The organism is Bradyrhizobium sp. B025 (genome assembly GCF_042257955.1).
GTDB lineage: Bacteria > Pseudomonadota > Alphaproteobacteria > Rhizobiales > Xanthobacteraceae > Bradyrhizobium > Bradyrhizobium diazoefficiens.
In genome coordinates this window covers 8,689,139-8,701,687 of record NZ_CP170150.1, presented here as the reverse complement: position 1 = coordinate 8,701,687, position 12,549 = coordinate 8,689,139, and the positions used below count along the sequence as shown (strand labels likewise).

Here is a 12,549-nt window from a genome sequence, read left to right as displayed (position 1 = left end):
AGGGTAAATGGTGCCAATCGCGCTGGGCCTCTGCCGGGGAGCCCAGCGCCAGCGCCGTTTGTTATGCGCGAACCGAAATCGCCAGGAACTCAAGTATGTCTCGCCAAGACGCGAACGCAGCCTTTGCCCTCTCATCCTTTTTGCAGGGCACCAACGCCACCTACATCGACGAAATCTACGCCCGCTACGAGAAGGACCCGTCCTCGGTTGACGCCGAGTGGCAGGAGTTCTTCAAGAGCCTGAAGGACCAGCCGGACGACGTCCGCAAGAACGCCGAGGGCCCGTCCTGGGAGCGCGCCAACTGGCCGCTGACGCCGCAGGACGACCTGACCTCCGCCCTCGACGGCAATTGGGCCGAGGTCGAGAAGGCGGTCGGCGGCAAGATCGCCGCCAAGGCGCAGGCCAAGGGCGCCGATATCTCCTCCGCCGATCTGCTCCAGGCGACGCGCGACTCGGTCCGCGCCCTGATGCTGATCCGCTCCTACCGCATGCGCGGCCACTTCCACGCCAAGCTCGATCCGCTCGGCATCGAGGCGCCGCGCAACCGCGAAGAGCTCGACCCGCGCACCTACGGCTTCAGCGAAGCCGATTTTGACCGCAAGATCTTCCTCGATCACGTGCTCGGCCTCGAATACGGCACGCTGCGCGAGATCACCGCGATCTGCGAGCGCACCTACTGCCAGACGCTCGGCGTCGAGTTCATGCATATCAGCAATGCCGCGCAGAAGGCCTGGATCCAGGAGCGCATCGAGGGACCGGATAAGGAAATCTCGTTCACCCGCGAAGGCCGCCGCGCTATCCTGACCAAGCTGGTCGAAGCCGAGGGCTTTGAAAAGTTCTGCGATACCAAGTTTACCGGCACCAAGCGTTTCGGTCTCGACGGTGCTGAATCCCTGATCCCCGCGCTCGAGCAGATCATCAAGCGCGGCGGCAATCTCGGCGTGAAGGAAATCGTGCTGGGCATGCCGCATCGCGGCCGCCTCAACGTGCTCACCCAGGTGATGGGCAAGGCGCACCGCGCGCTGTTCCACGAGTTCAAGGGGGGCTCGGCCAACCCCGACGCGGTCGAAGGCTCCGGCGACGTCAAGTATCACCTCGGCGCCTCCTCGGACCGCGAGTTCGACGGCAACCGCATCCATCTGTCGCTGACCGCCAATCCCTCGCATCTCGAGATCGTCGATCCCGTCGTGCTCGGCAAGGTCCGCGCCAAGCAGGACCAGCACGGCGATCCGCCGGATATGCGCATCTCCGTCATGCCGCTGCTGATGCACGGCGACGCCGCGTTCGCCGGCCAGGGCGTGGTCGCGGAATGCTTCGGTCTGTCGGACCTGAAGGGCTACCGCACCGGCGGCTCCGTGCACTTCATCGTCAACAACCAGATCGGCTTCACCACCTATCCGCGTTACTCGCGTTCCTCGCCCTATCCGTCGGATGTGGCGAAGATGATCGACGCGCCGATCTTCCATGTGAACGGCGACGATCCGGAAGCCGTGGTGTTCGCAGCCAAGGTCGCGACCGAGTTCCGGCAGAAATTCCACAAGCCCGTCGTCATCGACATGTTCTGCTACCGCAGGCATGGCCATAACGAGGGCGACGAGCCGGCGTTCACCCAGCCGGTGATGTACAAGAAGATCGCGGCGCATCCGTCCACGCTCGAGCTCTACGCCCGCCGCCTCATCAGCGAAGGCGTGATGACCGAGGGCGAGGTCGACAAGGCCAAGGCCGACTGGCGCGCGCGGCTCGATGCCGAGTTCGAGGCCGGCACCTCCTACAAGCCTAACAAGGCCGACTGGCTCGACGGCAAGTGGGCGGGCTTCAAGATCGCCGACCAGGAAGAGGACGCCCGCCGCGGCGTCACCGGCGTCGACATCACCGCGCTGAAGGATATCGGCCGCAAGATCACCAAGGTACCGGATGGTTTCCGCGTCCACCGCACCATCCAGCGCTTCCTGGAGAACCGCTCCAAGGCGATCGACAGCGGCGCCGGCATCGACTGGGCGACCGGCGAAGCGCTGGCGTTCTGCTCGCTGCTCAACGAGAACCATCACGTCCGGCTGTCCGGCCAGGATTCCGAGCGCGGCACCTTCTCGCAGCGCCACTCGGTCCTGATCGACCAGGAAGACGAGAGCCGCTACACGCCGTTCAACCATCTCGGCCACGAGCAGGGCCATTACGAGGTCATCAACTCGCTGCTGTCGGAAGAAGCCGTGCTCGGCTTCGAATATGGCTATTCGCTCGCCGAGCCGAACACGCTGACCCTGTGGGAAGCGCAGTTCGGCGACTTCGCCAACGGCGCGCAGGTCGTGTTCGACCAGTTCATCTCCTCGGGCGAGCGCAAATGGCTGCGCATGTCCGGCCTCGTCTGCCTCTTGCCGCACGGCTATGAAGGGCAGGGACCGGAGCACTCCTCGGCGCGCCTCGAGCGTTACTTGCAGATGTGCGCGGAAGACAACATGCAGGTGGTCTACCCGACCACGCCGGCGAACTACTTCCACGTGCTGCGCCGGCAGCTGCATCGCGAGATCCGTAAACCCCTGATCCTGATGACGCCGAAGTCGCTGCTGCGTCACAAGCGGGCGGTGTCGCGTCTCGAGGAGCTTGCGAAGGGAACGACCTTCCACCGCATCCTGTACGACGACGCCCAGATGCTGCCGACCGATGCCATCAAGCTCGTTCCGGACGAGAAGATCCGCCGCATCGTGCTCTGCTCCGGCAAGGTCTATTACGACCTCTACGAGGAGCGCGAGAAGCGCGGCATCGACGACATCTACCTGATGCGCGTCGAGCAGCTCTATCCGGTGCCGCTGAAGGCGCTGGTGGCCGAGCTGTCGCGCTTCAAGAAGGCCGAAGTGGTGTGGTGCCAGGAAGAGCCCCGCAACATGGGTGCCTGGCACTTCATCGAGCCCTATCTGGAGTGGGTGCTGAACCAGGTGAACGGTGTGAGCCGGCGTCCGCGTTATGTCGGCCGCGCCGCTTCCGCCGCGACCGCCACGGGTCTGATGTCCAAGCATCAGGCTCAGCTGAAGGCGTTCCTGGACGAAGCACTGAGCTGAACTTTTTGAACTGCGTCATGCCCCGCCAAAAGCGGGGCATCCGGCATGCCATGGCGTCCTCGTGAATGCGAACGTCCCGGCTTGCTGGATGGCCTGCTTTTCGCTGGCCGTGACAATTGGAATTCATGACCGCATTGGCGATCCCTTAAGGAAAAGACCATGACTGAAATTCGTGTGCCGACGCTCGGCGAATCCGTCACCGAGGCCACCATCGGCCGCTGGTTCAAGAAGGCCGGCGACCCCGTCGCCGTTGACGAGCCCTTGGTGGAGCTCGAGACCGACAAGGTCACCATCGAAGTCCCGGCGCCCTCCGCCGGCACGCTGAGCGAGATCATCGCCGCTGACGGCGCGACCGTTGCCGTGGGCGCGCTGCTCGGCCAGATCACCGAAGGCGCCGCCGGCGCGGCCAAGCCAGCCGCTGCTCCCGCCAAGCCCGCTGCTGCTCCGGCCGCCGCGGCGGCTGCTGCCGCACCGGCTCCGGCCGCGAAGGCGCCGCCGGCCGATGCTCCGCTCGCCCCCTCCGTGCGCAAGCTCTCGGCCGAGACCGGCATCGACGCTTCGACCGTTCCGGGCTCCGGCAAGGACGGCCGCGTCACCAAGGGCGACATGCTCGCCGCGATCGAGCGCGCCGCTTCCGCGCCGACCCCGGTCAACCAGCCCGCCGCCGCCGTTCAGGTCCGCGCGCTGTCGCCGGCCGATGACGCCGCCCGCGAAGAGCGCGTCAAGATGACCCGGCTGCGCCAGACCATCGCGCGCCGCCTCAAGGACGTGCAGAACACCGCGGCGATGCTCACGACCTTCAACGAGGTCGACATGACCAACGTCATGGCGCTGCGCGCGCACTACAAGGACGCGTTCGAGAAAAAGCACGGCAGCAAGCTCGGCTTCATGGGCTTCTTCACCAAGGCCGTCGTGCAGGCGCTGAAGGACATCCCGGCCGTCAACGCCGAGATCGACGGCACCGACCTGATCTACAAGAACTACTATCACATCGGCGTCGCCGTCGGCACCGACAAGGGCCTCGTCGTGCCCGTGGTGCGTGACTGCGACCACAAGTCGATCGCCGACATCGAGAAGGGCATCGCCGATTTCGGCCGCCGCGCCCGTGACGGCCAGCTCAAGATCGACGAGATGCAGGGCGGTACCTTCACCATCACCAATGGCGGCATCTACGGTTCGCTGATGTCGACCCCGATCCTCAACGCGCCGCAGTCCGGCATCCTCGGCATGCACAAGATCCAGGAGCGGCCGATGGTCGTCGGCGGCAAGATCGAGGTCCGCCCGATGATGTACCTGGCGCTGTCCTACGATCACCGCGTCATCGACGGCAAGGAAGCCGTCACCTTCCTCGTCCGCGTCAAGGAGAGCCTGGAAGATCCGGCGCGCCTGGTGCTCGATCTCTGATCGCTGATGCTCTGCGAGCGCCGTCGCCCTCACGCGACGGCGCGTGTCGAACCATGGAGGCGCGCATGACCCATAAAGTCGTTGTCATCACCGGCGGGAGCCGCGGCATCGGGCGGGCGACCGCGATCGCGGCGGCCGCACGCGGCTTCCGTGTCGTGGTCGGCTACGCCAGCAACAAGCAGGCTGCGGATGAAGTCGTCGCGCAGATCGCGGCCAGCAACGGCAAGGCCATCGCGGTGAAATGCGATGTCGCCGAGGAAAGCGACATCCTCGAGCTGTTCAAGCAGGCGGACAAGTTCGGCACGCTCGGCGCACTCGTCAACAACGGCGGCATCGTCGGCAAGAGCGGCGTGCGCGTCGACGAGATGTCGGCCGAACGCATCCAGCGCGTGATGGCGGTCAACGTCACCGGCTCCATCCTCTGCGCGCGCGAGGCGGTGAAGCGGATGTCGACCAGGCACGGCGGCAAGGGCGGCGTCATCGTGAACCTGTCGTCGGTCGCAGCTCGGCTCGGCGCACCCAACACCTATGTCGATTACGCCGCATCCAAGGGCGCGGTCGATTCCTTCACCGTCGGGCTCGGCTACGAGGTCGCTGGCGAAGGCATCCGCGTCGCGGCGATCCGGCCCGGCCTGATCGACACCGAAATCCACGCCGCCGGCGGCGAGCCCGACCGCGCCCATCGTCTGGCCCATTTGGTGCCGATGAAGCGCGTCGGCACCGCCGAGGAAATCGCCAACGCCATCGTCTGGCTGATGTCGGACGATGCCTCCTACGTCACCTCAGCCATTCTCGATGTGTCCGGCGGACGCTGACGCGCCGCGCGGACGCTGACGCATCTTTCCACGCTAAACTCACGGGACTTTCTCTCATGGCTACCTACGATCTCGTCGTCATCGGCACCGGACCGGGCGGTTATGTCTGCGCGGTGCGCGCAGCCCAGCTCGGCATGAAAGTCGCCGTGGTCGAAAAGAACGCAACGCTCGGCGGCACCTGCCTCAATGTCGGCTGCATGCCCTCGAAGGCGCTGCTGCACGCCTCCGAAATGTTCGAGGAGGCCGCGCACTCCTTCGCCAAGATGGGCGTGTCGGTCTCCGCGCCGAAGCTCGAGCTGCCGGCGATGATGAACTTCAAGCAGCAGGGCATCGACGGCAACGTCAAGGGCGTCGAGTTCCTGATGAAGAAGAACAAGATCGACGTGCTCAAGGGCACCGGCAAGATCCTTGGCACCGGCAAGGTCGAAGTCTCCGCCGACGGCAAGTCGCAGGTCGTCGAGACCAAGAGCATCGTGATCGCCACCGGCTCGGACATCGCGCGTCTCAAGGGCATCGAGATCGACGAGAAGCGCATCGTTTCGTCCACCGGCGCGCTGTCGCTGGACAAGGTCCCCGGCAAGCTGCTCGTCGTCGGCGCCGGCGTGATCGGCCTTGAGCTCGGCTCGGTGTGGAAGCGGCTCGGCGCCGAAGTCGTCGTCGTCGAATTCCTGGATCGCATCATGCCCGGCATGGACGGCGAGATCGCCAAGCAATTCCAGCGCATCCTCGAGAAGCAGGGCTTTGCATTCAAGCTCGGCGCCAAGGTCACCGCCGTTGATACCTCCGGCAAGACGCTGAAGGCGACGATCGAGCCCGCCGCCGGCGGCGCTGCGGAGACGCTGGAAGCCGACGTCGTGCTCGTCTGCATCGGCCGCGTGCCCTACACCGATGGGCTCGGCCTGAAGGAAGCCGGCGTTGCGCTCGACAATCGCGGCCGCGTGCAGATCGATCCGCATTTCGCCACCAGCCTGAAGGGCGTCTATGCCATCGGCGACGTCGTCGCGGGCCCGATGCTCGCGCACAAGGCCGAGGACGAAGGCGTTGCGGTTGCCGAGATCATCGCAGGCCAGGCCGGCCACGTGAATTACGACGTTATCCCAGGCGTCGTGTATACCACGCCGGAAGTCTCCTCCGTCGGCAAGACCGAGGAGGAACTGAAGCAGGCGGGCGTGGCTTATACCGTCGGGAAGTTTCCCTTTACCGCCAACGGCCGCTCCAAGGTCAACCAGACCACCGATGGCTTTGTGAAGATTCTCGCAGATGCGAAGACCGATCGCGTGCTCGGCGTGCACATTATCGGCCGCGAAGCCGGCGAAATGATCCATGAAGCGTGCGTTCTCATGGAGTTTGGCGGCAGTGCGGAGGATCTCGCGCGCACCTGCCACGCGCATCCGACCCGCTCGGAGGCCATCAAGGAAGCCGCGCTTGCAGTCGGCAAGCGGGCCATCCATATGTAGGCGACGCCCCGAGCCGAATCGGGCGGGACAACACATGCTGCGCCGCCTTCTCCAACCGGTCTGGGTCCTGCTTGCGATCATTTTCCTGATCGAAGCCTGGCTGTGGGACCATCTCGAACCGATCGTCGCGCGGGTTGTCGCAGCTATCCCGCTCGCGCGCTTCAAGCAATGGCTGACGGAGCGTGTCGACGCGCTGTCGCCGGCCATGACGCTGATCGTGTTCGCGGTCCCCATCATCCCGCTGTTTCCGCTCAAGCTCGTCGGCCTGTGGCTGCTCACGCATGAATACTGGACCAGCGCCGTCTTCACGATCCTGTTCGCAAAGCTCGTCGGCGTCGGCGTCACCGCCTTCGTGTTCGACGTCACGCGCGACAAGCTTTTGGAGATGCACTGGTTCGAGCGGATCTACGATCTCGTGATGAAGGTGCGTGCCAAGGCGCACCTGCTGGTCGACCCGATCAAGCAGCGCATCCGCGAGCTGATCACCGGCAACGGCGAAGGCTGGTCCGCCCGCACGCTCCGCCTGATCCAGCGCTTCCGCAAGAGCGTGCATCAGGCGCGGTGATTGCGCTTTCAGTTGTCGAGCCAGGGCTCGCGCCAATTCTCAGGTGTCGTCCCGGCGAAGGCCGGGACCCATAACCCCAGGGAGTAGTTTGGCGAAGATTCGTCGTTCGGTACTCCCACCGCGAGTAATCGATAGATCACGCGGTATGGGTCCCGGCGTTCGCCGGGACGACGGCGGAGTAAGCCGCCTCACCCCCTCAATGCAAATGCAGCAGATGCGGCCACCACAGGCCGAGCGCGGTCATGAGCAGGCCGGCGAGCGTCAGGAGGCCGCCGACATAGGCGAGCGCGAAGATGCCGGTGATGATGGTGGCCGAGGCCAGCACGATGCCGATCTGGAAGGCGGCCGACGCCAGCTCGAAGTGATGGTATTTCGCAGTCGCCTCGTCGCGCTCGTGCTCGGCATGCTTGGCCTTCTCGGCGAGCTGCTCGGTGCCTTCGCCGGTCTCGGGCTCGGAGCGATAGCGCTGCGCGGTCTTGGTCCAGTCGTCGACCTGCTTCTGCACCGCCGCCTTCATGGCGTCGTCGGTCGCGCCGACGACCGTGAGCTTGCCTTGCTCGGCCGCGGTCACCACCACGGTGCGGCGGATGCTCTTGGCCTGGAAGAACGCCCAGAGATTGGCGGCCTCGACGTTCTTGCTGATCGATTCGGTCTGGGCGCCCTTGCCGAGCGTCTCCGAGATCGCCAGGAACAGGGCCAGCACGGCGATCAGAAGGGCGATCTTCTTGTTCGAGCCGGACGCGTGTTCGGCGTGCTCGGCATGCTCCATGCTTTCATGTGCGCTCATAAATCCCTCCTGCCTTTATGCCCCACGATTGACCGAACCGCGGGCGCCGCGCAAGAGGCATGCGCGCCAAGAGCTTGCTATGACAGCTTGATGTCAGAATTCACCGCCGCGGATGCGCGCTCGCATAGACTTCCAGCAGCCGCTCGGAATCGATGCCGGTGTAGATCTGCGTGGTCGAGAGCGAGGAATGGCCGAGCAGTTCCTGGATCGCGCGCAGATCGCCGCCGCGCGACAGAAGATGCGTGGCAAAGGAATGGCGCAGCGCGTGCGGCGTCGCGCTGTCTGGCAGGCCGAGCGCGCCGCGCAGCCGCTCCATCGCGAGCTGGATGATGCGCGGGCTCAAGGGACCGCCGCGCGCGCCGACGAAGATCGGCCCTTCCGCCGGCAGCGGATACGGGCACATCGAAACATATTCCTGCACCAGCGCCAGCACGTTCTGCAGCACCGGCACCATGCGGGTCTTGTTGCCTTTGCCTGTGACGACGAGCACGTCGCCTTCGCCCGGCTTCGGCACCTCGCGGCGCTTCAGGCCGAGCGCTTCGGAGATGCGCAGGCCGGAGCCATACAGCAGCGCCATCACCGCCGCATCGCGCGCCAGAATCCAGGTCTCGCGTTCTTCGCCGGCGCGCTCGTCGGCGTCCGCAAGACGTTTGGCCGACGCCATCGGCAGCGGCTTCGGCAGGCTCTTTGCGACTTTCGGCGCGCGGATCGCGGAGAGCGCGCCGACCTTGCCCTTGCCCTCGCGCTCGAGGAAGCGGCCGAACGAGCGCAGGCCCGCCAGCGCGCGCATCAGCGAGCGACCGGCAATGTCGTCGGCCCGGCGCATCGCCATGAAGGCGCGCACGTCGGTGGCCTCCAGCGCGGCGAAGCGCTTGAGCGTGACGCGTTCGCCCCAGTGATTGCAGAGGAAATCCAGGCACTGCCGCAAGTCGCGGCCATAGGCCTCCAGCGTCTTCGGCGACAGCCGCCGCTCGGCACCGAGATGCGACAGCCAGCGCGTCATCTCCTGCGCGATCGAGGGATCGGCGCTGGCGAGCTCGATTTGTGGGGCGGCCGCTTTGCTCATGCGCTCTGGACGTGGTGATTCCGCACAGTATATCGCATCACACTCGTTTATCGTTCGCTAAGGCCGCCTCACGGCGCTAGCCTTGAGGCCCCCGGGTTCCGATTCTCAGTTCATGGACCACACCTCCCGCAGCAGCACCGCCTCCGCCAACGCGACCCGCATGGTCGACGTGCTGGTGCCGGTCGCGCTCGACCAGACCTATTCCTACAAGGTGCCGCGCGGGATGGAGCTGAAGGCGGGCGATCTCGTCGGCGTGCCGCTTGGGCCCCGCGAGGTGCTCGCCGTGGTCTGGGCCGAAAACGCCAATCCCGATCCGCGCCTGCACAACCGCCTCAAGGAGGTCAGCGAGAAGCTCGACCTCCAGCCGCTGAAGCCCGAGTTGCGTTCGGTCGTCGACTGGGTCGCCAATTACACGCTGAGCCCGCGCGGCATGGTGCTGCGCATGTGCCTGCGGATGGGCGAGAATCTCGGCCCCGAGCGGGTGCGCCCCGGCGTGCGCCTGGTCGGCGATCCCCCCAGGCGGCTGACGCCGGCGCGGCAACGCGTGATCGAGGTGCTGTCGGACCGGCTGCTGCACGGCAAGTCCGAAGCGGCCAAGGAGGCGGGCGTCTCGGCCGGCGTGATCGACGGCCTGGTGGACGAAGGCACGCTCACGGTCGAGCCGATGCCGCCGCCGCCGCCGCCGCCGGCCCCCGATCCGGATTTCGGCCGGCCGGATTTCACACCGCTCCAGCGCACCGCGGTCGATACGATGCGCGCGCTCGCGGCCAACGGCACCTTCCACGTCGCGCTGCTCGACGGCGTCACCGGCTCGGGCAAGACCGAGGTCTATTTCGAGGCGGTCGCGGAGGCGATCCGCCGCGGCAGGCAGTCGCTGATCCTGATGCCGGAGATCGCGCTCACCGGCCAGTTCCTCGACCGCTTCGCGCAGCGTTTTGGCGTGCGGCCGATCGAATGGCACTCCGAGCTCACCCCGCGCACCCGCGCGCGCAACTGGGCGGCGATCTCCGAAGGCAGCGCGCCGGTCGTGGTCGGCGCGCGCTCGGCGCTGTTTCTGCCCTACGCCAATCTCGGCCTCATCGTCGTCGACGAAGAGCACGACCAGGCCTACAAGCAGGACGAGGGCGTGCATTACCATGCCCGCGACATGGCGGTGGTGCGCGCGCATATCGCAAAAATTCCGATCGTGCTGGCCTCCGCGACGCCGTCGGTCGAATCCGAGGTCAATGCGCGCAAGAACCGCTATCAGCGCATCGCGCTGCCCTCGCGCTTCGGCGGCCAGCACATGCCGCATATCGAGGCGATCGACATGCGCCGCGAGCCGCCGGCGCGCGGCCGCTTCATCTCGCCGCGCCTGGCGGGCGAGATCAGGACCGCGATCGAGCGGCGCGAGCAGGCGCTATTGTTCCTCAATCGCCGCGGCTATGCGCCGCTGACGCTGTGCCGCGCCTGCGGCCACCGCTTCGCCTGCACCATCTGCGATGCCTGGCTGGTCGATCATCGCTTCCGCCAGCGCCTCGTCTGTCACCATTGCGGCTTCTCGATGCCGCGCCCGCATGTCTGTCCGAACTGTTCGGCGGAGGAATCGCTGGTCGCGGTCGGCCCCGGCGTCGAGCGCCTGCAGGAAGAAGCGGCCGCGCTGTTCCCGGAGGCGCGCACCATGGTGCTGTCGAGCGATCTCATCACCTCGATCGAGACCATGCGCTCCGAGCTTGCCGAGATCGCGGAGGGCCGCGTCGACATCATCATCGGCACGCAGCTCGTCGCCAAGGGCCACAATTTCCCGCGGCTCAATCTGGTCGGCGTCGTGGATGCGGATCTCGGCCTTTCCAATGGCGATCCGCGCGCGGCGGAACGCACCTGGCAGTTGCTCAACCAGGTGATCGGCCGCGCCGGACGCGAGCAGGGCCGCGGCGTCGGCTATCTCCAGACCCACCAGCCCGATCATCCCGTGATGAAGGCGCTGATCGCCTGCGACCGCGAAGCCTTCTACGACAGCGAGATCGATCTTCGCGAGCGCACGCTGTATCCGCCGTTCGGCCGGCTCGCCAGCCTGATCATCTCGGCCGGCGACCGCCCGAGCGCGGAAGGCTTTGGCCGCCGCCTCGTTGCGCTCGCGCCGCGCGACGAGCGCGTGGTGGTGCTGGGCCCGGCGGAAGCGCCGCTCGCCGTCATCAAGGGCCGCTACCGCTTCCGCATCCTGGTGAAATCGGCGCGCGGTTTCGACCTGTCGGACTATTTGCGCAACTGGCTCGCGGTCTGTCCGAAGCCGAAGGGCAATCAGAAGCTGGAGGTGGACGTCGATCCGCAGAGCTTTTTGTAAGGCTGCCGTCGCCGCCACATTCTCCGCTGTCATTCCGGGGCGCGACGAAGTCGCGAGCCCGGAATCCATTTCACCGCGGGCCCTGCCGCCCGATGGATTCCGGGCTCGATGCTGCGCATCGCCCCGGAATGACGACAACAAAAAGCCCGCCGTCCCCCAAGACGGCGGGCTTGTTTCATGCGCGCATCAAACTGATGGAAAGTGCGCGGGCAATGTGAGGCGCCGTGGCGCCTTAGGAGATGACTTCCGCGGTGACGCGGCCGACGCCGGCGCCGGTGAGGCCGATGGCGCGGGCAGCGCCCGTGGAGAGGTCGAGCACACGGCCGCGAATGAACGGGCCACGGTCATTGATGGTGACGATCACGCTCGAGCCGCCGTGGGTGACGCGCAGCTTGGTGCCGAACGGCAGCGAACGGTGTGCCGCGGTCATGGCGTTCTGGTTGAAGCGCTGGCCCGAGGCGGTCCTGCTGCCGGACTCGTTGCCGTAATAGGAGGCCATGCCGGAGAAGCTGTGCCCGGTGCCCGAGGACGGCGTCATCGCCGCATTGGCATTGCGCCAATCAGAGCCTGCATTGGCGTCGGTCTGGGCGTGGTGGCGATGATGGTGCCGGTGATGCCTGGATTTGGCGGAAGCTTCGGTGGCGGTTCCACCGATGAAGAGGGTTGCGGCTATGAAAGCGATCGCCGTGCGCGGCCGGGTCACAGTGCCCAGCGTCTTGAAAGACAGCATTTAGTGGTCCCTAAGCTAGTATTGCCACATATGTGGCCAGTGGAGCCCTCATCAGTTTGTGAGCGGTTTGGCGTTTCGTTGCGCAATGCGGCATGAATTGGGCAGTAATTCCATTCTGTTTCGTCGTGAAATATCTTGTGACCTACCGGTATATTCATCCGACATTCCGTAATCTTTAACTTTAACGATTCATTAACTTAACTATTACTTATGAATACTGTAGAGTGAAGTCATCGCTCTCAGCATTTAGAATTGGGTAAGTATTCAGCGGGCGGCGCGACCGGGGCCGAATTCACGCCTCAGCGATCCGTGTTCATGGCCGCTATGCGCTGAGAGCAGGAACCAACGG

Annotated in this window: 9 protein-coding genes; 6 read left to right on the top strand and 3 right to left on the bottom strand. The window is 65.7% G+C overall.

The features are described 5' to 3' along the window. Positions 1-95 precede the first annotated feature (95 nt). From ACE10W_RS41150 to ACE10W_RS41130, 5 genes are all read left to right on the top strand, one after another. Positions 96-3,053 carry a 2-oxoglutarate dehydrogenase E1 component gene (locus ACE10W_RS41150; protein WP_304549620.1) on the top strand — a complete coding sequence of 986 codons (2,958 nt, stop codon included), beginning with the start codon at positions 96-98 and terminating at the stop codon, positions 3,051-3,053. Between the two features lie 159 nt (positions 3,054-3,212). Continuing rightward, complete coding sequence (gene odhB, locus ACE10W_RS41145; RefSeq protein WP_060909716.1) at positions 3,213-4,457, top strand: 2-oxoglutarate dehydrogenase complex dihydrolipoyllysine-residue succinyltransferase; 1,245 nt, start codon at positions 3,213-3,215, stop codon at positions 4,455-4,457. A gap of 65 nt (positions 4,458-4,522) precedes the next feature. Continuing rightward, positions 4,523-5,272, top strand: coding sequence for an SDR family oxidoreductase (locus ACE10W_RS41140; RefSeq protein ID WP_304549618.1), 750 nt, complete (start codon positions 4,523-4,525; stop codon positions 5,270-5,272). 56 nt (positions 5,273-5,328) lie between these two features. After that, entirely contained in the window at positions 5,329-6,729 is a 1,401-nt protein-coding gene (lpdA, locus tag ACE10W_RS41135) for a dihydrolipoyl dehydrogenase (protein WP_028174863.1), read from the top strand. A 34-nt stretch (positions 6,730-6,763) separates the two neighbouring features. Beyond that, on the top strand, positions 6,764-7,294 hold the full coding sequence (locus ACE10W_RS41130) for a hypothetical protein (protein WP_011083280.1): 531 nt from the start codon (positions 6,764-6,766) through the stop codon (positions 7,292-7,294). 196 nt (positions 7,295-7,490) lie between these two features. Here ACE10W_RS41130 and ACE10W_RS41125 read toward each other — a convergent pair whose 3' ends face one another. Then, positions 7,491-8,081 (bottom strand): DUF4337 domain-containing protein, encoded by a 591-nt coding sequence (locus tag ACE10W_RS41125; RefSeq protein ID WP_060909718.1) that lies wholly within the window; start codon positions 8,079-8,081, stop codon positions 7,491-7,493. 100 nt (positions 8,082-8,181) lie between these two features. Next, positions 8,182-9,147: a tyrosine recombinase XerC gene (locus ACE10W_RS41120; RefSeq protein WP_011083278.1), complete on the bottom strand. Its 966-nt coding sequence runs from the start codon at positions 9,145-9,147 to the stop codon at positions 8,182-8,184. 112 nt (positions 9,148-9,259) lie between these two features. Here ACE10W_RS41120 and ACE10W_RS41115 point away from each other — a divergent pair, with 112 nt between their 5' ends. Further along, positions 9,260-11,470, top strand: coding sequence for a primosomal protein N' (locus ACE10W_RS41115; protein ID WP_271554581.1), 2,211 nt, complete (start codon positions 9,260-9,262; stop codon positions 11,468-11,470). 232 nt (positions 11,471-11,702) lie between these two features. Here ACE10W_RS41115 and ACE10W_RS41110 read toward each other — a convergent pair whose 3' ends face one another. Then, positions 11,703-12,200, bottom strand: a complete 498-nt coding sequence (locus ACE10W_RS41110) for a septal ring lytic transglycosylase RlpA family protein (RefSeq protein WP_011083276.1) — start codon at positions 12,198-12,200, stop codon at positions 11,703-11,705. Between the last annotated feature and the right edge of the window lie 349 nt (positions 12,201-12,549).

Bases quoted from the DNA above. Each gene is read 5' to 3' on its own strand.
- ACE10W_RS41125 (WP_060909718.1), bottom strand. From the start codon at position 8,081: ATGAGCGCACATGAAAGCATGGAGCATGCCGAGCACGCCGAACACGCG.
- ACE10W_RS41110 (WP_011083276.1), bottom strand. From the start codon at position 12,200: ATGCTGTCTTTCAAGACGCTGGGCACTGTGACCCGGCCGCGCACGGCG.
- ACE10W_RS41130 (WP_011083280.1), top strand. From the start codon at position 6,764: ATGCTGCGCCGCCTTCTCCAACCGGTCTGGGTCCTGCTTGCGATCATT.
- lpdA (WP_028174863.1), top strand. From the start codon at position 5,329: ATGGCTACCTACGATCTCGTCGTCATCGGCACCGGACCGGGCGGTTAT.
- ACE10W_RS41115 (WP_271554581.1), top strand. From the start codon at position 9,260: ATGGACCACACCTCCCGCAGCAGCACCGCCTCCGCCAACGCGACCCGC.
- odhB (WP_060909716.1), top strand. From the start codon at position 3,213: ATGACTGAAATTCGTGTGCCGACGCTCGGCGAATCCGTCACCGAGGCC.
- ACE10W_RS41120 (WP_011083278.1), bottom strand. From the start codon at position 9,147: ATGAGCAAAGCGGCCGCCCCACAAATCGAGCTCGCCAGCGCCGATCCC.
- ACE10W_RS41140 (WP_304549618.1), top strand. From the start codon at position 4,523: ATGACCCATAAAGTCGTTGTCATCACCGGCGGGAGCCGCGGCATCGGG.
- ACE10W_RS41150 (WP_304549620.1), top strand. From the start codon at position 96: ATGTCTCGCCAAGACGCGAACGCAGCCTTTGCCCTCTCATCCTTTTTG.